A 17,610-nucleotide genomic window follows, 5' to 3' on the forward strand; every position below is an offset into this window, starting at 1 on the left:
GTCCCCTTTTCTTCAACCGGCCTGCTCGACCAGGTTGGCGAGTTCGTCCGCATCGAATCCGGCCAGCAGGCGCGCTTCCATGTTGAACGGCCCGTGCAGGTAGCCGCCGGCGTACTCCACCAGCAGCTCCTTGAAACGCGCGCGCGGCTCGACACCGGCGCGGTCGCAGTACCAGCGATACCAGCGCGAACCGGCGGCAACATGCGCCACTTCCTCACGCAGGATCACCTCCAGCACATCGGCGGTTTCGCCATCACCGACATTGCGCAGCTTCTCGATCATGCCCGGGGTGACGTCCAGACCACGCGCTTCCAGCACGCGCGGCACCAGCGCCATGCGCGCCAGGCCGTCATGCGCGGTCTTTTCGCACATTTCCCACAGACCGTTGTGTGCGGGGAAATCCGCATAGTCGTGGCCATGCACCTGCAGGCGCTCGCGCAGCAGCATGAAATGCCGCGATTCGTCATCGGCACAGCTGACCCAATCAGCTTGGAACGCCGACGGCAGGCCCCGGAACCGGTACACCGCGTCCCAGGCCAGGTCGATCGCGTTGAGCTCGATATGGGCAATCGCGTGGATGAAGGCAGCCCGCCCTTCCACGCCGCCCAGTCCACGCCGTGGCACCTCGCGCGGATGCACCAGCACCAGTCGTCCCGGACGACCCGGCATGCAGATCGGATCCGGCGGCGGCGCATCCGCGGCCACCTTCAGGCGACCGGCACGGAACGCGGCCGCATACGCCTGGGTCAATGCGACCTTGCGCAGCGGATCCGCTTCAGCCAGGCACTGCTGCGCAGCGCGCAGCAGGTCGCCACCAACGTCGGGCACATCCACCACGCCTGATCCTCAGGCGCGGCGCTTGTGCTTGGCATCGTCCGAACGCAACTGCTGGATGCGCTCGAAGTAGCCGGGCTCGATACCGGTCGGGTAGTGGCCGTTGAAGCAGGACGAATCGAAGCTGCGCAGCGCCGGGTTGCCTTCGCTCACCGCCGCTTCCATGTCTTCCAGGTCCTGGTAGATCAGCCAGTCGCAGCCCAGGTGGGCCTCGATCTCTTCCACCGTGCGGTTGTGCGCGACCAGCTCTTCGGCCGCCGGCATGTCGATGCCGTAGATGTTCGGGTAGCGCACCGGCGGCGCGGCGCTGGCCAGGTAGACCTTGCGCGCGCCGGCATCACGGGCCATCTGCACGATCTGCTGGCTGGTGGTGCCACGCACGATCGAATCGTCCACCAGCAGCACCACGCGGTTGCGGAACTCCAGGTGGATCGGGTTGAGCTTGCGGCGCACTGACTTCACGCGTTCACCCTGCCCCGGCATGATGAAGGTGCGGCCGATGTAGCGGTTCTTGATGAAGCCTTCGCGGTACTTCACCCCGAGCACATTGGAGATCTCCAGCGCGGCATCGCGCGAGGTATCCGGGATCGGGATGATGGTGTCGATGTCGTGGTCCGGGCGCAGGCGCAGGATCTTCTCGCCCAGCTTGATGCCCATGCGCATGCGTGCCTTGTGCACCGAGACGTTGTCGATCATCGAATCCGGGCGCGCGAAGTACACGTATTCGAAGATGCATGGTGTGTGCTCGGCCGGCTCGGCGCAGATTTCCGAGAACAGCTCGCCGCGCGCGGTGATCACCAGCGCTTCGCCCGGCTGCACGTCACGCACGCGCTGGAAACCCAGCACGTCCAGCGCGGCCGACTCGGACGCCACGATGTACTCGTCGCCTTCTGCGTGGCTGCGCTTGCCCAGCACCAGCGGGCGGATGCCATGCGGGTCGCGGAAGGCCACCAGGCCCAGGCCCAGCACCACGCTGACCACTGCATAGCCGCCCTTGCAGCGGCGATGCACGCCGGCCACCGCGCGGATCGCGGCTTCCGGGCTGAGCTGGCGCTGCTGCTCCAGTTCGTAGGCGAACACGTTCAGCAGCACTTCGCTGTCCGAATCGGTGTTGACGTTGCGCCGGTCCTGTTCGAACACCTGCTGGCGCAGCGCCTCGGTGTTGATCAGGTTGCCGTTGTGGGCCAGCGCGATGCCGTAAGGCGAATTCACGTAGAACGGCTGTGCCTCGTCCATGCCTTCCGAACCTGCCGTCGGATAGCGCACGTGCGCGATGCCGACGCTGCCTTCCAGCGTGGACATGGTGCGGGCGTCGAACACATCGCGGACTAGGCCGGTGGCCTTCTGCACCCGCAGGCGGCTGCCATTGGCGGTGGCGATACCTGCCGCGTCCTGGCCGCGATGCTGGAGAACGGTCAAGCCGTCATACAACTGCCCGGCGACGTTCTGGTTGCCGACGATTCCGACGATGCCACACATGGTGCGAGGTCTCCGCTGGGCTGTGCCCAGTTACAAGGAAGGTGGCCGTACCTGGCCGCGGTGGTCGCCGCGCCTGCGGTCGACATTGGCCGGATCGTCCGGCTCGATACTGTCCGGCAGTGCTGGGGCGTCCGGGCGCACTTCGGCCGGATCGTATGCATCGCCCTGTTCCGCTTTCGCGGGCCGCAGCCATCCGCCGCCCGCCACTACCTGGTTGAGGATGCCATTATCGCCTGCCGCGCCCGGCTTTCCCAACCCGGCGCCTGCGTTCTTCCCCAATTCCATCAATGCAGATGGGGACAGCATGTCGGTCGGCAAGGCCTTGGGCAGCATGTCGGCGCCGGGTACCTGCCAGTGCGGCAGCTTCCCGTTCATCCAGGCCACGGCCGGATTCAGCACCGGGCGAACCGCCGAGCGCTTCCAGGAGGGCTCGGCGGTCAACGGGGTGAAGCCGGCCAGCAGCACCAGGATCGCCGCGATCAGGCCACCACGCACGGCCCCCAGTACACCGCCCAGCAACCGGTCCAGGCTGGTCAGCATGCTGCGGTGGATCATCGCCTTGATGACCATGCCGATCACCGCGACCACGATCATCACGCCAATGCCCACGCCCAGGTAGCCGCCGACGAAATGTTCGCCGCCAGGTGCCGCGGGTGCCGCCCACCAGCGCGCGGCATCGTTGCCGAAGGCGAAGGCCGCCCACGCGGCCAGCAGCCACGACAACGTGCCGATGACGATTCCCACGAAGCCACGCAGCATCCCGAGCAGGGTCGAGGCAGCGATCACGATCAGCAGCACCACGTCGATCATGGCGCCCCGCTCCTTCGGCGGCGCTGGCAACGGGCCTGCACGTCGGTCATGGGTGCGGTCGGACCATGCCGGCGACGCCAACCTTGGCGGCGACCTGCGCCTTCAGCTGTTCGGCGTCAGCCCGGTTGGCCACCGGTCCGACACGGACGCGATGCAGGGTGCCCTTTTCGGTACGCACCTGCTCGACGAAGGCGCTGAAGCCGGCAGCACGGACCTTGTCACGCAGCGCATTGGCATCGCTGGCCTGGCCGAACGCGCCCAGCTGCACGGCGAAGCCGACGCCGCTGGCCGCCGGTGCAGCCGGCGTGGCCGGTGCCGTCGCCGGCTTGCTGGCGGTGGCCTCCGGCTTCGGCTCGGGCTTAGGGGTTTCGGGCTTCGGCGCCGGCTTCGGCGGCTCGGGCTTGGCCGCCGGAGTGGCCGTCGCAGTCGGCGTACTCGGCGGCAGGCTTTCGCTGCGCACCGGGTTGCTGCTGGCGGACGGCGAGGTGGCTGCGGACGGGGTACTGGCGCTTGGCGTAGCCGGTGCCGGGGTAGCTGCCACCGGGGCGCTGCTGCCCGTTGCGGCATCCAGAGTGATCACTTCGGCCTTCACATCGGCGCGGATCTTCACCGCCTGCAGCCGGGCCGCCTCGGCCTGTGCACGGTCGGCATACGGCCCCACGCGCACACGCCATGCCTGACGGCCGTTGATGGTAGTCGCTTCTGCGAAGCCCGGCAGCTGCGAGCGCTGCAGGTAGGCGATCACGGCATCGGCGTCGGCCTTGCTGCCGTATGCGCCGAAAGTGACGGCGTAGTTGCCGGCGGCAACCGCCGGGGACGTGTCCACGGTCGGCGGCGTGGCCGGCGTGGCGGCCTCCTGCAGCGGCTTGGCCTGCCCGGTCTGCAGGCCGGTAGCCCCCCCGGCCGGGGCCACCAGCGGCAGTTCACGGGTTTCGAACTGGCCATCGGCCGGTGCATCCGGGGCGGCGATCGGCACCGAGGCCACGCCGCTGTCCGGTGCAGGCCCCTTGACCAGCATCGGCAGGAAAATCACGGCCAGTGCAACCAGCACGATGGCACCAATCAGACGCTGTTTCAGAGGCGTATCCACGTGAGGCGGCAACTGTCCGGAGGTTGCGGTCGATTATACGGGTGCCGGACCGGACGGCGTCGGGATTGGCTGAACGTGGCTCAGGCGCTGCCCTGCAACCACTGCAACGCGGCGGCAGCGGTATGGAAGGAGCCAAACACCAGTACGCGGTCACCGCGCTCGGCCCGGGCCAGTACCTGCGCCAGCGCCTGTTCGACCGAATCGGCCAGCTGCGCGCTGCCAGCAGCGGTCTCGGCCAGGCGCGCCTGCAACTGGGCGGCACTCTGGCCACGCGGGCCGTCCAGGCCGGCAAGGGTCCACTCGCCAACCACGCCCTGCAATGCCTGCACCACGCCCGCCGCGTCCTTGTCCTGCAATGCGGCATACACCGCCAAGGTGCGCCCGGCCGACGCCTCGGCCTTCAGCGCGCGCGCCAGCTGGCCCGCCGCCTGCGGGTTGTGCCCGACGTCGACGCGGATCTGCACACCGCCACGCTCGAACGCCTGCAGGCGGCCCGGAATGCGCGCCGCCGCGATACCGGCGGCCCACGCCGCGCGCGGCACCGGCTTGTCCAGCGCGCGCAGCGCGGCGATGGCCGCACCGGCATTGGCCAGCTGGATCGGGCCGGCCAGCGCCGGGGTCGGCAGTTCCATGCGCAGGCCGACATCGCGCCAGCGCCAGCGCTGGGCGTCGATCGGCTCGTAGAAGTAATCGCTGCCGCCGCGGATCGCGTTGGCACCGACCAGGTAGGCACGCGCGAGCACGCTCGAGGGCGGGTCGGTCTCGCCCAGGATCACCGGCTTCCAGCCGCGGATGATGCCGGCCTTCTCGGTGCCGATCGCCTCGCGGTCCTCGCCCAGCCATTCGGCGTGGTCGATGTCCACGGTGGTGATCACCGCCACGTCGGCGTCGACGATGTTGACCGCATCCAGGCGGCCGCCCAGGCCCACTTCCAGCACCGCCAGGTCCAGCCCGGCGTCGGCGAACAGCTGCAGCGCAGCCAGCGTGCCGTACTCGAAATAGGTCAGCGTGGTCTCGCCACGCGCGGCCTCGACCGCACTGAACGCAGCGACCAGCGCGGCATCGTCCACGTCCTGGCCGTCGATGCGCACGCGCTCGTTGTAGCGCAGCAGGTGCGGCGAGGTGTACGCGCCGACCTTCCAGCCGGCGGCACGTGCAATGGCTTCGATGAAGGCCACGGTGGAGCCCTTGCCGTTGGTGCCACCGACCACGATGGTGCGCTTGCCCGGCGCCCCCAGGCCCATCGCGGTGGCCACGGCGCGCACGCGCTCCAGGCCCATGTCGATGGTCGCCGGGTGCTGGCGTTCAATGTAGTCCAGCCAGTCGGCCAGGGTGGTCGGGGTGTTCGTCACGGCAGCGGTTCCAGCAGAAGCAGTTGGTGCGAGGGGATCGATCAGAGTGCGCGGTGCTTGGCTTCGCCGAAGAACGGCGTGTGGTGGGCGCAGTCGTTCAGGCGCACCACTTCCAGGCTGTCAAGGTCGGCGCCTTCGAGCAGGTTGAGCGTGGTCGGTGCCTGGCGGAAGGTCCACAGGCGGGAGATCGGCAGGCCCAGCACCTTGCACAGGATCACGCGGTTCACCGCGTCGTGGGCGACCACCAGCAGGGTGTCGTGCTCGCCGAGGCCGTCGGTGGCGCGGGCCAGGCCGCGCCAGCTGCGCTCCAGCACCAGGCGCAGCGATTCGCCGCCGGGCATCAGCACGGTATCCGGCTCCTCGCGCCAGGCCTGCAGGCGCGACGGATCCTTCTCGTGGATCTCGCTGGCCAGCAGCCCTTCCCATTCGCCGTGGGCGATTTCCTGCAGTTCCGGCTCGGTCAGCAGCATGTCGGCACGGGCGGCGCCAAGCGCCAGCTGCGCGGTGCGCTGCGCGCGCGACAGCGGCGAGGCGACGGCACGGGTGATGTCGACCGAGGCCAGGCGGGCACCCAGTGCCTGGGCCTGGGCTTCGCCGATCGGCGACAGCGGGATGTCGATCTGGCCCTGATAGCGGCCTTCGGCGTTCCACGGCGTTTCACCGTGGCGGGCAAGCAGGATGCGCATGCGTGCAAGGGGTCCTGGGGGGAGGAGGTTCCCGCGTTTCGTTCACATCCTGTGAAGTGCGCGGAACACGGATGATACCTGTTCGGCGCGCCGGGTCGGGGCGGGCATGAAAAAACCCCGCGACGTGGGTCGCGGGGTTTCGGAATTCCCGGCCATCGGGTCGGGTTTGCCGGCCAGCGGCCGGCACTACCGCAACCGGTTTATTTCGCCAGGTTCAGTTCCTTCAGCAGCTGCGGCGCCGGCGCCACTTCCTGCATGATCCACTGCATGTAGCGGCTGTCGACGGCGATCATGCGGGTCATCACCGGGTCGAACACCCAGTTGGAGCTGACCGATTCCCAGTTGCCATCGAATGCCAGGCCGACCAGCTTGCCGTTGGCGTCCAGCACCGGCGAACCCGAGTTGCCGCCGGTGATGTCCAGGTTGGACAGGAAGTTCACCGGCACCGAACCGATGCGCTTGTCTTCCAGGCCGCCATAACGCTTGGCCTTGACCGCATCCAGCAGCGCCTTCGGCGAATCGAACGGATCTTCACCGGTTTCCTTCGCCGCCACGCCTTCCAGGGTGGTGAACGGGGTGTACTTCACGCCGTCCTTGCCGTAGCCCATGACGTTGCCGAAGGTGATGCGCAGCGACAGGTTGGCGTCCGGGTAGACGAACTCGCCCTGGCTCTTCTTGTAGTCGGCCACGGCCTGCAGGTACAGCGGACGTGCGGTCAGCGATTCACCTTCGCGGATCTTCTTCTGCTCTTCCTGCTTCAGCAGTGCCGGCATGACAGCCACGGCGTACTGGATGGCCGGATCGCTGCTGGCTTCGAATGCGGCACGGTCGGCCTTGAACCATTTCAGGCGTGCGTCCAGGCTGCCGAGCTCGGTGCCCGACAGCTTGCCCACCAGCGCCTTGACTGCGTTGGCATCGCTACCGGCCAGCCACTTGTTCAGCACTTCATTGTCGCGCTGCGCGGCCGGCAGGGCCACGTACTGCTCCAGCCAGTAGGCCTGCAGCTGCTGGTCCATCTTCGCCACATAGCGGCGGTCCATCTGCTTGAGGCCACCTTCGATGGTGGTCAGGTCGCGTTCCTGGTAACCGGCTTCGCGCTCGGCATCCGGCTTGCTGCGCTCGATCGACAGGCGGTACAGGGTGATTGCCGCACCAACGGCCGAGGTGTTGTTGAACTGCCCGACGAACAGGTCGCGCTCGCGGGTCGCCTTGCTGGTATCCAGGTGCTTGACCAGCTGCGCGTGCGCCGCCAGGGCCGGCTTGCCGGCGGCACCCTGCTTCTTCAGCCAGGCCAGCACGGCAGCTTCTTCAGCCTGCTTCTGGCCGGCGGCGTCGATGCGCTTGAAGCCTTCCAGCTGGCCCAGGTAGTTCTTGGCCACGTTGTTCATGCTGGCGGCGGTGGCGGCGTACTTCACCTTGACGTCGGCGTCGGCCTTGCCGGCGTCGGCGATCATCTTCAGCACGGCGTTGTAGTGCTTGGCGATGGTCGGGTAGGTGAAGCTGGCGGTTTCGTTGAACTCACCGGCCAGCGCGTAGCGGTTGGTGCGGCCCGGGTAGCCGGCCACCATCACGAAGTCGTCGGCGCCCAGCGGCTGGTCGGCGAACTTCAGGAAGTGCTTGGGCTGGTACGGCACGTTATCGGCGGCGAAGGCGGCCGGCTTGCCGTCCTTGCCGACGTAGGCGCGGTAGAACGAGAAATCGCCGGTGTGGCGCGGCCACATCCAGTTGTCGACGTCGCCGCCGAACTTGCCCACGCTGCCCGGGGGCGCGTAGACCAGGCGCACGTCCTTGATTTCCATGTTGCGGAACAGGCGATAGGTGTTGCCGCCGGAGAAGCTGTACAGGCGGCAGCGGAAGCCGGCATCGGCTTCACAGGCGGCAACCTGGGCCTTGTCGAAGGCGTCCAGCGCGCGACTGCGGGCCAGCGGGTCGTTGCCTGCGGCGGCGATGGCGGCCTTGGCCTGGGCGGTGACGTCGGTGATCTGGTCGAGCACGAACACGCGGGCGTTCGGGCCGGCGCTCAGTTCATCCTTCAGGGTCGGTGCGTTGAAGCCGTCCTTGATCAGGTTCTTCTGCGCGGTCGAATTGAGCTGGATGGCGCCATACGCGCAGTGGTGGTTGGTGACCACCAGGCCCTGCGGCGAGACGAAGCTGGCGGTGCAGCCCCCCAGCGCAACCACCGCACCCATCGGGTCACCGGTCAGGTTGGCCAGCTGCTCCGGGGACAGCTTCAGGCCGGCCTTCTGCAGCGGCCCGGCGATTTCCGGCAGCTGCTGCGGCACCCACATGCCTTCTGCGGCATGGGCGACCTGGACCAGCCCAAGGCTGGCGACGATGGAAAATGCAAGCAGGTTCGAGCGCATGGAGCGGCCCCTGGTAGTGGAACCCTCGATTGTAGCCCGCCGCCCTGCCCCGGCCCGAACCCCGGAAGTCATGGGCCTGCTTCTTGCTCTGCGCACATCGGCCGCGCAGACGGAATCGTCCAGAGGGGGCGTGGTCACCCTGCCCCGGAATCAGGGAGGCGCTGCTGTTTGCAGTACGTTCGAAACGCCCGCCGGCGCACGCCTTTCGTTCCGCCAAAGCACCCGCAGCGCAACATGGGAAATCCGCGCGGCACCCTATAATCCGCGCTTTCCCCCTGATGAGTTCCACCCCGATGGCGCAGCAAACGATGAAGGCCCTGGTCAAGCGCGAAGCAGCCAAGGGCATCTGGATGGAAGAGGTTCCGGTGCCGACTCCGGGCCCCAACCAGGTGTTGATCAAGCTCGAGAAGACCGCAATCTGCGGTACCGACCTGCACATCTACCTGTGGGACGAGTGGAGCCAGCGCACGATCAAGCCGGGCCTGACCATCGGCCATGAATTCGTCGGCCGCATTGCCGAAATCGGCCCGGGCGTGACCGGCTACGAGATCGGCCAGCGCGTCTCGGCCGAAGGCCACATCGTCTGCGGCCACTGCCGCAACTGCCGTGGCGGCCGCCCGCACCTGTGCCCGAACACCGTCGGCATCGGCGTCAACGTCAATGGTGCCTTTGCCGAATACATGGTGATGCCGGCCAGCAACCTGTGGCCGATCCCGGACCAGATCCCATCGGAGCTGGCCGCGTTCTTCGACCCATACGGCAACGCTGCGCACTGCGCACTGGAATTCGACGTGATCGGTGAGGACGTGCTGATCACCGGCGCTGGTCCGATCGGCATCATCGCCGCCGGCATCTGCAAGCACATCGGTGCGCGCAACGTGGTGGTGACCGACGTCAACGACTTCCGCCTGAAGCTGGCCGCCGACATGGGTGCCACCCGCGTGGTCAACGTCGCCAACCAGTCGCTGAAGGACGTGATGAAGGAACTGCACATGGAGGGCTTCGATGTGGGCCTGGAAATGAGCGGCAACCCGCGTGCGTTCAACGACATGCTCGACTGCATGTACCACGGTGGCAAGATCGCCATGCTGGGCATCATGCCCAAGGGTGCCGGCTGCGACTGGGACAAGATCATCTTCAAGGGCCTGACCGTGCAAGGCATCTACGGCCGCAAGATGTATGAGACCTGGTACAAGATGACCCAGCTGGTGCTGTCCGGCTTCCCGCTCGGCAAGGTGATGACCCACCAGCTGCCGATCGACGACTTCCAGAAGGGCTTCGACCTGATGGAAGAAGGCAAGGCCGGCAAGGTCGTGCTCAGCTGGAATTGACCCGAAGGGTCAATTCCCCCGCATGTTTCCTTATCCCCGCGCCTTTGGCGCGCCCCCTTGAACAACAAGGGGCTCTTCCCCGGATGGGATCAATAACACTGCGGAATTGAAAAAGGCGCCCGATGGGCGCCTTTTTCGTACAGCGTGCCAGGCAAGCCTGGCACCTACCGAAGCAAGGGTTACTTGCCGACGGCCACGGTCAGCAGCACGCGGCTGTGTGCCAGCTTGCCGGAGTTGTCGCGGCCGTTGCCGTCGGTGCCGTAGTAGCCGAGGCCGACGTTGAACAGGCCGAACTGGCGTTCGACGCCGACGTTCCAGTCGGTGTAGTCCTTGGCGATGCCGTCCTCGAAGGTGCTGCGGCCGACGTTGGCATTCAGGGTGAAGTCCTTCGGCAGGCCCCAGCTGCCGCCCAGGCCGAAGTACCAGCCATCGGTGCTGCTGTTCCAGACATCGTTGGTGTAGGCCACCGTCAGCTTGTAGGTCTCATCCAGCGTGGTGGTGGTGATCAGCTCGTTGTAGTTCAGCTCGCTGGCACCGAGGTAGGTGTAGCGGTTCAGCAGCGCGTCGAAATTGACGCGGGGCGTGACGTCAACGCCGTAGCCGATCTGGTAGTCCACCTCGGTGCTCGGGTCGCCCGGACCGAAGTCGACGCCCGAACCCCAGACACCGGCATACAGGCCGACCGGCGAGGTGTAGGTGAAACCGGCCTGCAGGGTCGGCTTTTCGTCGGTCTGCGAGACACCACGGAACAGGTAATCGGATACGGCGGTGACGTTCCAGCTGTACGGCGATTCGTTTTCCTGCGCACTGGCGGTGAACGGGGCGGCCATGGACAGGGCAGCGGCAATGGCGAGGCAGGCACGGGCGTGCTTCATGAGCGTCTCCGGTGGGGGCGGTGGCGTGGCGCGGAAGGCGGGAGCGGCCGGAGCGGGACAGCGCCGGTTCACGAATTTTTAACCCGTTTGCTATTGCGATGCAACATGTGCCGGCCGTGGCGATGCCCCGCCCGGGCCGGTTGGCAAGCGGCGATGCCCGGTAGAATCAGCGGTTTCCCGTTCAGAGCCGTGCCCACGCCATGACCGACGCCTCCTCCGCCCTGACCCGCCACTACGCCGAGGAACTGGACGCCATCCGCGCCCAGGGCCTGTTCAAGTCCGAGCGGATCATCACCAGCCCGCAGTCGGCCGAGATCACCCTCGACGACGGCCGCAAGGTGCTGAACTTCTGTGCCAACAACTACCTGGGACTGGCCGACCATCCGGACCTGATCCAGGCCGCCAAGGACGCACTCGATACCCACGGCTTCGGCATGGCCTCGGTGCGCTTCATCTGCGGCACGCAGGACCTGCACAAGCAGCTGGAAAAGCAGATCGCCGACTTCTTCGGCAAGCAGGACACCATCCTGTACGCGGCCTGCTTCGATGCCAACGGCGGCCTGTTCGAGCCGCTGCTTGGCGAGAACGACGCGATCATTTCCGATGCACTGAACCATGCTTCGATCATCGACGGCGTGCGTCTGTGCAAGGCCAAGCGCTTCCGCTACGCCAACTGTGACATGGCCGATCTGGAAGCCCAGCTGCAGGCCGCCGATGCCGCCGGCTGCAAGACCAAGCTGATCACCACCGACGGCGTGTTCTCGATGGACGGCTTCATCGCGCCGCTGGACGAGATCACCGCGCTGGCAACGAAGTACAACGCCCTGGTGCACATCGACGAATGCCACGCCACCGGCTTCCTCGGTGCCACCGGCCGCGGCTCGGCCGAGGTCAAGGGCGTGCTGGAGAAGATCGACATCATCACCGGCACTCTGGGCAAGGCCATGGGTGGCGCACTGGGCGGCTTCACCTGCGCCAGCGCCGAGGTGATCGAACTGCTGCGCCAGCGCTCGCGCCCGTACCTGTTCTCCAACTCGCTGCCGCCGCACGTGGTGGCCGCCGGCATCAAGGCGTTCGAAATGCTGGCGGCCGCTGACGACCTGCGCAGCACCCTGGCCGAGAACACCGCCTACTTCCGCGAAAAGATGACCGCCGCCGGTTTCGACGTGAAGCCGGGCGTGCATCCGATCAGCCCGGTGATGCTGTATGACGCACCGTTGGCGCAGAAGTTCGCCGAGCGCCTGCTGGAAGAAGGCATCTACGCCATCGGCTTCTTCTTCCCGGTGGTGCCCAAGGGCCAGGCCCGCATCCGTACCCAGATCAGCGCCGCGCACAGCCGCGAGCACCTGGACCGGGCAATCGACGCCTTCACCCGCATCGGTGTCGAACTGGGCGTGGTCAAGGGCTGATCACGGCCGGGGTCGGATCCCTTTCCGCAGGAAAGGGCTCTGACCCCCACCCGGTCAGAGCGTGCCGACCAAGGTCGGCACCCACGGGCGTCACTTCTTTTTCTTCTTGCCCTTCGGCTCTTCCTTGCTGGCAACCACTACCGGCTTGGCGGCAGCGTCCTGGCCATTGCCCTTGGCAACGCGGATGCCGTTGGCCTTCATCCAGGCATCGAACTCATCGGCGGTCATCTTCTTGTCGCCGTTGCTCATCAGGAAGCGGTAACTGCCGCGACCATCCAGCTCCGGGGTTTTCACTTCCACCACCGGGGTCTCGGCAGGCGTTTCCGCCTTGGCCACCTTCTTGTGGCCGCCGCAGGCGGCCAGCAGCACCATCGGCAGCAGCAGGCCTGCACAGCGCAGGGTTTGATTGAGGGTCGGGTGGTACATGGCAGGCTCCGTTCGGGAAAGTCGACAGCCAGGCGCCCCCTACGCCTGGAACGGCGGCCGGCAACTGCCGGCCACGGGCGATGATCAGCCCGGTGCAGCGGCCCCCAGCCGCTGCTGGTCGCTGACCTGCAGAACCCGCCACTGGCCCTTGCCGAGATCGCCGAGCAGCAGCCCACCGATCGCGACCCGGACCAGGCGCAGCACCTGCAGGTCGAAGGCCGCCAACAGGCGGCGGATATGGCGGTTACGGCCCTCGTCGAGGACCACCTCCAGCCATGCGGTCTTGTCGCCACTGCGCAGTACGCGCACGGCACGGGCGGCGAGGAGCTCGCCCGCGTCTTCGACACCGGCGCGCAGCGCGGCCAGGGTGTCCTCATCGGGCAGACGATCCACCTGCACGTGATAGGTCTTCTGCGGGCCGGTCTCCGGATCGGTCAGGTGCGCCGCCCACTGCGGATCATTGCTGAACAACAGCAAGCCTTCGCTGGCCTTGTCCAGGCGCCCGACCGGCGCGATCCACGGCAGGCCGGCACCATCGAAGCAGCGATAAACGGTGTCGCGACCACGCTCGTCCTGCGCCGTGGTGACCACCCCGCGCGGCTTATTGAGCATCAGGTACAGGCGCTGCGGCGCCCCCATCGGCTGGCCGTCGACCTCGATCGGCGGGGGCGGACTGGCAATCGGGAACTCGGGATCACGAACGATGCGGCCGGACACGCGCACGCGGCCCTCGGCGATCCAGCGCGCGGCCTCGCTGCGCGAGCACACGCCGGCCTTGGACAGTACGCGCGCCAGGCCATGGCGCACGCCACTGGTGACATTCGGAGTCGCACGCCCACGCGGTGCGTGGGAGCGGGCGGCGGGGGCGGCAGGTGGGCGGCGCGTGCGCAAGCCTCTGCTCCCCGCGGCGCTTACTTCTTGTCGACCGGCTTGGTCTCAGCCGGTGCTTCGGCCGGGGCCGGAGTGGCGGCCGGAGCCGGACGCGCCTTGACCACGCGAACGCCGCGCGCCTTCATCCAGGCGTCGAACTCTTCGGCGGTCATGCGCTTGCCGTTCTGGCTCATGTCGAAGCGCCAGGGCGTGTTGTCGAATTCAGTCTGCGGCTTGTAGGCCGCCGGATCGTTCGGCTTCACCGCCGGTGCGCTCGGAATGGCCTTGGCGATGTTCTGGCAGCCGTCGATGCGCAGGCGCTGCAGCACCTGGTCCAGCGACTGCGACGGGTCGTAGTTGCTGCTCAGCACACCGGCCGGCATGCCCAGCTGGTTGCCACGGATGTACAGCTCGTCGGCCACTGGCGCGATGGTCGTGGCCGGCAACGGCAGCGGCGAGGCGCTGGTGTTGACCGAGCAATCGACCGCAGCGTGGGCGGCGGGAACCAGGGCCAGCGCCAGGACGGCGGCCGATGCAGAGCGCAGCATGAGGGGCATCCACGGAAGGAAGTGACGCGGCGAGTTTAGCAATGCCGCGTCAGCTTTCAAGCGCCACTTTCAATGAATACGACAACTTGTTGGTTTTACGGACAAAAGACCGACGAACGGTTGTGTTGCCGCGTTACAGGCGAGCTTCCTGGCCGCAGAAACAACAAGACCCGGCCGAAGCCGGGTCCTGCTGTGTCCTACGGGCAGAGCGTCAGAACTTAGTTCTGGACGTTCAGCTCGGTACGACGGTTCTTGGCGCGACCTTCCGGGTTGTCCGAACCATCCGGGTTGGTGTTCGGAGCAATCGGACGGCTCTCGCCGTAGCCGATCGGGCCGACCAGGCGACCGGCGTCAACGCCGTTCTTGGTCAGGTAGTTGTACACGGCGGTAGCACGACGCTCCGACAGCTTCTGGTTGTAAGCGTCGGTACCCTTCGAGTCGGTGTGACCGGCAACTTCAACGCGCAGATCCGGGTAACGCTTCAGGATCTCGGTGGCTTCGCTCAGGATCGCCACGGCGTCCGGACGCAGGTTCGACTTGTCGAAGTCGAAGTTGACGCCCTTCAGGTCGATGGAGACCGGAACCGGGCAACCGTCCGGACCGATGGTCTGACCCGGCTGCGAGTTCGGGCACTTGTCGTCGCAGTTGTTGACGCCGTCACCGTCGTCGTCCAGGTCGGCGCAGCTCGGGGCAACCGGAGCCGGAGCCGGAGCAGCCGCGACCGGAGCCGGGCCCAGCGGGATCACGACGCCGACCGAAGCCAGCACGTCGCCGAACCAGCTCTCGTCACGTGCGGCGATGCTCTGGTCGTCGAAGTCAGCGCGGTAGGCCACTTCGGCGCGGACAGCAACACGCTTCTCGAAGGTGGTCTGCAGGCCGACGCCCAGCTTGGCGGCAACATTGCCGTCCTTACGCTGGCGCGGGCCGTTGTTGTCGAGCGCAGCGTACTCTTCTTCCGACTTCTGGTAGCCCAGGCCACCGACGATGTACGGGTTCCAGCCGCGGCCTTCCTTGATGAAGTGGCGACGCAGGTCCAGCGAGACGCCGTACTGCGACCAGTTCAGGTCCTGGTTGCTGTCGAAGTTCGGGTTCTGGTAGTTCAGCTCACCGTCCAGCGACCAGTTCGGGCTGATGAACTTACCCAGGCCCAGGGTCACGAACGGAGCGTCATTGGTCAGACGGTCGCTGTCCTGGAAGTTGAAGCCGGCCGAACCGGTCAGGTACCAGCGGTCATCGAACTCCTGCGCCGAAGCTGCCTGGGCGAAAGCCAGGCCGCCCAGCAGCGCGGCAGTAAGGATCTTCTTGTTCATTGAGTACAGCTCCTATTTCGGGGGTATGAAACCGGTAGAGGCATGGGCCAGCACTAGTGCGTCGATGTTCGACAGCCGATTCAGCACGCCACCGCCGCGAACATTATGCTCAGGCGAGTGAAGGCCATGTTAACAGTCCCGTAACATGTGAAGTGTTGCGCCCGACCGTCCACCGGTCCGACGTTGAAACCCTATACAGGATGATGAAAATCCGCAAGACCCACACGCTGCAAGGGTTTGACGGGGTTTAGGCGCGAGAAGCGACATATTGCGCAACGTGCTGCATCACGCGGTTCAGCGCGTCTGAGGAAACGTGAGGAACCTTATGATGGGATCACGAACCCAGCCGGAGCCGTGATGAAAGCCGTCGCCCTGAGTCGTGAATACGCGCCCGCCCTGCGTGATGTCCTGCTGCCGCCGCCGCTGCCTCCTCGCGGTCGCGATCTGCTGGTGCGGATCGAAGCGGTTTCGGTCAACCCCGTCGATGGCAAGCAGCGGGCCGCCACCGATCCAGCCACCCTTGAGGTTCCCCGGGTGCTCGGCTGGGACGCAGCCGGCGTGGTCGAAGCCATCGGTGACGAGGCCAGCCTGTTCGCCTCCGGTGACGAGGTCTACTTCGCCGGTGACGTGACCCGACCGGGCTGCAACGCCCAGTACCAGTGGGTTGATGAGCGCCTGGTCGCGCGCAAGCCGACCACGCTCGATTTCGCTGAAGCGGCCGCGCTGCCGCTGACCACTCTCACAGCCTGGGAACTGCTGTTCCAGCGCATGCCGCTGCAGCTCGATGGCCGCCGTCACGTGGGCCAGCACCTTCTGGTGATCGGCGGCGCCGGCGGCGTCGGCTCGATGGCGATCCAGCTGGCACGCCATGCCGGTTTCGAGGTGATCGCCACCGCCTCGCGCGAGGCCTCAATCGAGTGGTGCCGGCAGATGGGGGCCACGCATGTGATCGACCATCGGCAGCCACTGCAGCCCCAGTTGCGGGCGCTGGGCATCGATGCGGTGCAGGTCGCGCTCAATCTGGCCGACACCGACCACTACTGGGATGAACTGGGCCAGCTGCTGGCACCGCAGGGCCACGTCGGCCTGATCGTCGAGCCGCGGGGTGCGCTGCGCATCGGCGATCCCTACAAGGCCAAATGCATCGGCATCCACTGGGAATTCATGTTCGCGCGTTCGCGCTTCGCCACCGCCGACTGCATCGAACAGCACCGCATCCTCAGCCGTGCGGCCAGCATGATCGATGCCGGCCAGCTGCGTGGCACGCTCAAGGAAACGCTGGGCACGATCAATGCGGCCAACCTGGACATCGCGCATCAGCGCCTGGCCAGCGGGCGCACGGTAGGCAAGCTGGCGCTGGTCGGCTGGGACGACTGACGCGGTGATGTAGAGCCGAGCCCACGCTCGGCTGCTGTGCCTGCCGCCACCCGCAGAGCACGGGCTCGGCCCTGCACAACCGCCCGCATGCAGGATCGACGCTACCTGTAGCGGCGGATTGGTCAGCATCTGTATCTATGGATGATGCAGAAACAGCGATACGGTGGAAACAGATCCTCGCCCCCGGACCGCCATGCCCACCACCCTGCCCTTGCGCCTGCTGCAATTGATCACCGGCCTGTTCCTGTACGGCTTCGGCGCCTCGCTGATGATCCGTGCCGCCATCGGCGTGGCACCCTGGGATGTGCTGTCGCAGGGCATCGCTGCGCAGACGCCGCTGTCATTCGGCCTGGCAACCAATGCCATCGGTGCATTGGTGCTGCTGCTGTGGTGGCCGCTGCGGCAGAAGCCGGGCGTCGGCACCGTGCTCAACGTGATGCTGATCGGCCCCTCCGCACAGTTCGGGCTGTGGCTGCTGCCGCCGGCCGTCGGCCTTGGCTGGCAGCTGGCGATGTTCTGTGCCGGCATGCTGCTGGTGGCGCTGGCCACCGGCCTGTACATCGGTGCCCGCCTTGGCCCGGGGCCACGCGATGGCCTGATGACCGGTCTGCATGCCCGTACCGGCTGGCCGATCTGGAAGGTGCGCAGCCTGATCGAAGGCAACGTACTGCTGCTGGGCTGGTGCCTGGGCGGCAATGTCGGCCTCGGCACCCTCGCCTTCGCCCTGCTGATCGGGCCGCTGTGCGGAATGACGCTGGGCTGGTTCGGGATCGGTCGGCCCGCTCCGGTTGTGCCGGCCGCTGGCCGGCAACCGCAATCGCCCTGAGTTGACCGGAGTGCCGGCCAGCGG

Annotated in this window: 16 protein-coding genes; 4 read left to right on the top strand and 12 right to left on the bottom strand. The window is 66.8% G+C overall.

The annotated features are described in order from the left end of the window. Window positions 1-12: 12 nt before the first annotated feature. The 7 genes from ACM0PK_RS08120 to ACM0PK_RS08150 all read right to left on the bottom strand — a co-directional run bounded on the left by ACM0PK_RS08120 (window position 13) and on the right by ACM0PK_RS08150 (window position 8,614). A complete protein-coding gene (locus ACM0PK_RS08120) occupies window positions 13-837 on the bottom strand; it encodes a ferritin-like domain-containing protein (RefSeq protein WP_180885819.1) in 825 nt (274 codons plus the stop codon). Window positions 838-846: 9 nt separating this feature from the next. Further along, window positions 847-2,313, bottom strand: a complete 1,467-nt coding sequence (gene purF, locus ACM0PK_RS08125) for an amidophosphoribosyltransferase (RefSeq protein WP_049414284.1) — start codon at window positions 2,311-2,313, stop codon at window positions 847-849. A gap of 30 nt (window positions 2,314-2,343) precedes the next feature. After that, window positions 2,344-3,123 (bottom strand): CvpA family protein, encoded by a 780-nt coding sequence (locus ACM0PK_RS08130; protein WP_005415448.1) that lies wholly within the window; start codon window positions 3,121-3,123, stop codon window positions 2,344-2,346. A 46-nt stretch (window positions 3,124-3,169) separates the two neighbouring features. Further along, window positions 3,170-4,213 carry an SPOR domain-containing protein gene (locus ACM0PK_RS08135; protein WP_069138935.1) on the bottom strand — a complete coding sequence of 348 codons (1,044 nt, stop codon included), beginning with the start codon at window positions 4,211-4,213 and terminating at the stop codon, window positions 3,170-3,172. An 80-nt stretch (window positions 4,214-4,293) separates the two neighbouring features. Further along, window positions 4,294-5,565 carry a bifunctional tetrahydrofolate synthase/dihydrofolate synthase gene (folC, locus tag ACM0PK_RS08140; protein ID WP_414607175.1) on the bottom strand — a complete coding sequence of 424 codons (1,272 nt, stop codon included), beginning with the start codon at window positions 5,563-5,565 and terminating at the stop codon, window positions 4,294-4,296. Between the two features lie 41 nt (window positions 5,566-5,606). Beyond that, a complete protein-coding gene (locus ACM0PK_RS08145; protein ID WP_005415444.1) occupies window positions 5,607-6,251 on the bottom strand; it encodes a histidine phosphatase family protein in 645 nt (214 codons plus the stop codon). A 200-nt stretch (window positions 6,252-6,451) separates the two neighbouring features. Then, complete coding sequence (locus tag ACM0PK_RS08150; protein WP_065179525.1) at window positions 6,452-8,614, bottom strand: S46 family peptidase; 2,163 nt, start codon at window positions 8,612-8,614, stop codon at window positions 6,452-6,454. A 308-nt stretch (window positions 8,615-8,922) separates the two neighbouring features. Here ACM0PK_RS08150 and tdh point away from each other — a divergent pair, with 308 nt between their 5' ends. After that, window positions 8,923-9,945 (top strand): L-threonine 3-dehydrogenase, encoded by a 1,023-nt coding sequence (gene tdh, locus ACM0PK_RS08155; RefSeq protein WP_005415442.1) that lies wholly within the window; start codon window positions 8,923-8,925, stop codon window positions 9,943-9,945. 179 nt (window positions 9,946-10,124) lie between these two features. Here the strand turns inward: tdh and ACM0PK_RS08160 are convergent, their stop codons facing one another. Then, the gene (locus ACM0PK_RS08160; protein ID WP_134972563.1) at window positions 10,125-10,820 is read right to left on the bottom strand and encodes a TorF family putative porin; all 696 of its coding nucleotides are present in this window, start codon (window positions 10,818-10,820) and stop codon (window positions 10,125-10,127) included. 200 nt (window positions 10,821-11,020) lie between these two features. Between ACM0PK_RS08160 and kbl the strand changes: the two genes are divergently transcribed. Next, a complete protein-coding gene (gene kbl, locus ACM0PK_RS08165; protein WP_414607174.1) occupies window positions 11,021-12,229 on the top strand; it encodes a glycine C-acetyltransferase in 1,209 nt (402 codons plus the stop codon). A gap of 90 nt (window positions 12,230-12,319) precedes the next feature. Here the strand turns inward: kbl and ACM0PK_RS08170 are convergent, their stop codons facing one another. The 4 genes from ACM0PK_RS08170 to ACM0PK_RS08185 all read right to left on the bottom strand — a co-directional run bounded on the left by ACM0PK_RS08170 (window position 12,320) and on the right by ACM0PK_RS08185 (window position 15,383). Further along, on the bottom strand, window positions 12,320-12,655 hold the full coding sequence (locus ACM0PK_RS08170) for a hypothetical protein (RefSeq protein WP_005415439.1): 336 nt from the start codon (window positions 12,653-12,655) through the stop codon (window positions 12,320-12,322). A gap of 84 nt (window positions 12,656-12,739) precedes the next feature. Next, complete coding sequence (locus ACM0PK_RS08175) at window positions 12,740-13,546, bottom strand: pseudouridine synthase (RefSeq protein WP_414607173.1); 807 nt, start codon at window positions 13,544-13,546, stop codon at window positions 12,740-12,742. Between the two features lie 20 nt (window positions 13,547-13,566). Further along, window positions 13,567-14,073 carry a hypothetical protein gene (locus ACM0PK_RS08180; RefSeq protein WP_005408235.1) on the bottom strand — a complete coding sequence of 169 codons (507 nt, stop codon included), beginning with the start codon at window positions 14,071-14,073 and terminating at the stop codon, window positions 13,567-13,569. Between the two features lie 218 nt (window positions 14,074-14,291). Further along, the gene (locus ACM0PK_RS08185) at window positions 14,292-15,383 is read right to left on the bottom strand and encodes an OmpA family protein (protein ID WP_049416163.1); all 1,092 of its coding nucleotides are present in this window, start codon (window positions 15,381-15,383) and stop codon (window positions 14,292-14,294) included. 357 nt (window positions 15,384-15,740) lie between these two features. Between ACM0PK_RS08185 and ACM0PK_RS08190 the strand changes: the two genes are divergently transcribed. Further along, window positions 15,741-16,760, top strand: coding sequence for a zinc-binding alcohol dehydrogenase family protein (locus ACM0PK_RS08190; protein WP_072169151.1), 1,020 nt, complete (start codon window positions 15,741-15,743; stop codon window positions 16,758-16,760). 193 nt (window positions 16,761-16,953) lie between these two features. Then, the gene (gene yczE, locus ACM0PK_RS08195) at window positions 16,954-17,586 is read left to right on the top strand and encodes a membrane protein YczE (RefSeq protein ID WP_414607172.1); all 633 of its coding nucleotides are present in this window, start codon (window positions 16,954-16,956) and stop codon (window positions 17,584-17,586) included. Window positions 17,587-17,610 lie beyond the last annotated feature (24 nt).

This window comes from Stenotrophomonas sp. FR010 (assembly GCF_047520755.2).
Taxonomy (GTDB): Bacteria; Pseudomonadota; Gammaproteobacteria; order Xanthomonadales; family Xanthomonadaceae; genus Stenotrophomonas; species Stenotrophomonas sepilia.

Excerpts from the sequence above, each read along its gene's own strand:
- tdh (WP_005415442.1), top strand. The coding sequence starts at position 8,923 with ATGAAGGCCCTGGTCAAGCGCGAAGCAGCCAAGGGCATCTGGATGGAA.
- kbl (WP_414607174.1), top strand. The coding sequence starts at position 11,021 with ATGACCGACGCCTCCTCCGCCCTGACCCGCCACTACGCCGAGGAACTG.
- ACM0PK_RS08185 (WP_049416163.1), bottom strand. The coding sequence starts at position 15,383 with ATGAACAAGAAGATCCTTACTGCCGCGCTGCTGGGCGGCCTGGCTTTC.
- ACM0PK_RS08190 (WP_072169151.1), top strand. The coding sequence starts at position 15,741 with ATGAAAGCCGTCGCCCTGAGTCGTGAATACGCGCCCGCCCTGCGTGAT.
- ACM0PK_RS08170 (WP_005415439.1), bottom strand. The coding sequence starts at position 12,655 with ATGTACCACCCGACCCTCAATCAAACCCTGCGCTGTGCAGGCCTGCTG.
- yczE (WP_414607172.1), top strand. The coding sequence starts at position 16,954 with ATGCCCACCACCCTGCCCTTGCGCCTGCTGCAATTGATCACCGGCCTG.
- purF (WP_049414284.1), bottom strand. The coding sequence starts at position 2,313 with ATGTGTGGCATCGTCGGAATCGTCGGCAACCAGAACGTCGCCGGGCAG.
- ACM0PK_RS08160 (WP_134972563.1), bottom strand. The coding sequence starts at position 10,820 with ATGAAGCACGCCCGTGCCTGCCTCGCCATTGCCGCTGCCCTGTCCATG.
- ACM0PK_RS08130 (WP_005415448.1), bottom strand. The coding sequence starts at position 3,123 with ATGATCGACGTGGTGCTGCTGATCGTGATCGCTGCCTCGACCCTGCTC.
- ACM0PK_RS08145 (WP_005415444.1), bottom strand. The coding sequence starts at position 6,251 with ATGCGCATCCTGCTTGCCCGCCACGGTGAAACGCCGTGGAACGCCGAA.
- ACM0PK_RS08180 (WP_005408235.1), bottom strand. The coding sequence starts at position 14,073 with ATGCTGCGCTCTGCATCGGCCGCCGTCCTGGCGCTGGCCCTGGTTCCC.
- ACM0PK_RS08150 (WP_065179525.1), bottom strand. The coding sequence starts at position 8,614 with ATGCGCTCGAACCTGCTTGCATTTTCCATCGTCGCCAGCCTTGGGCTG.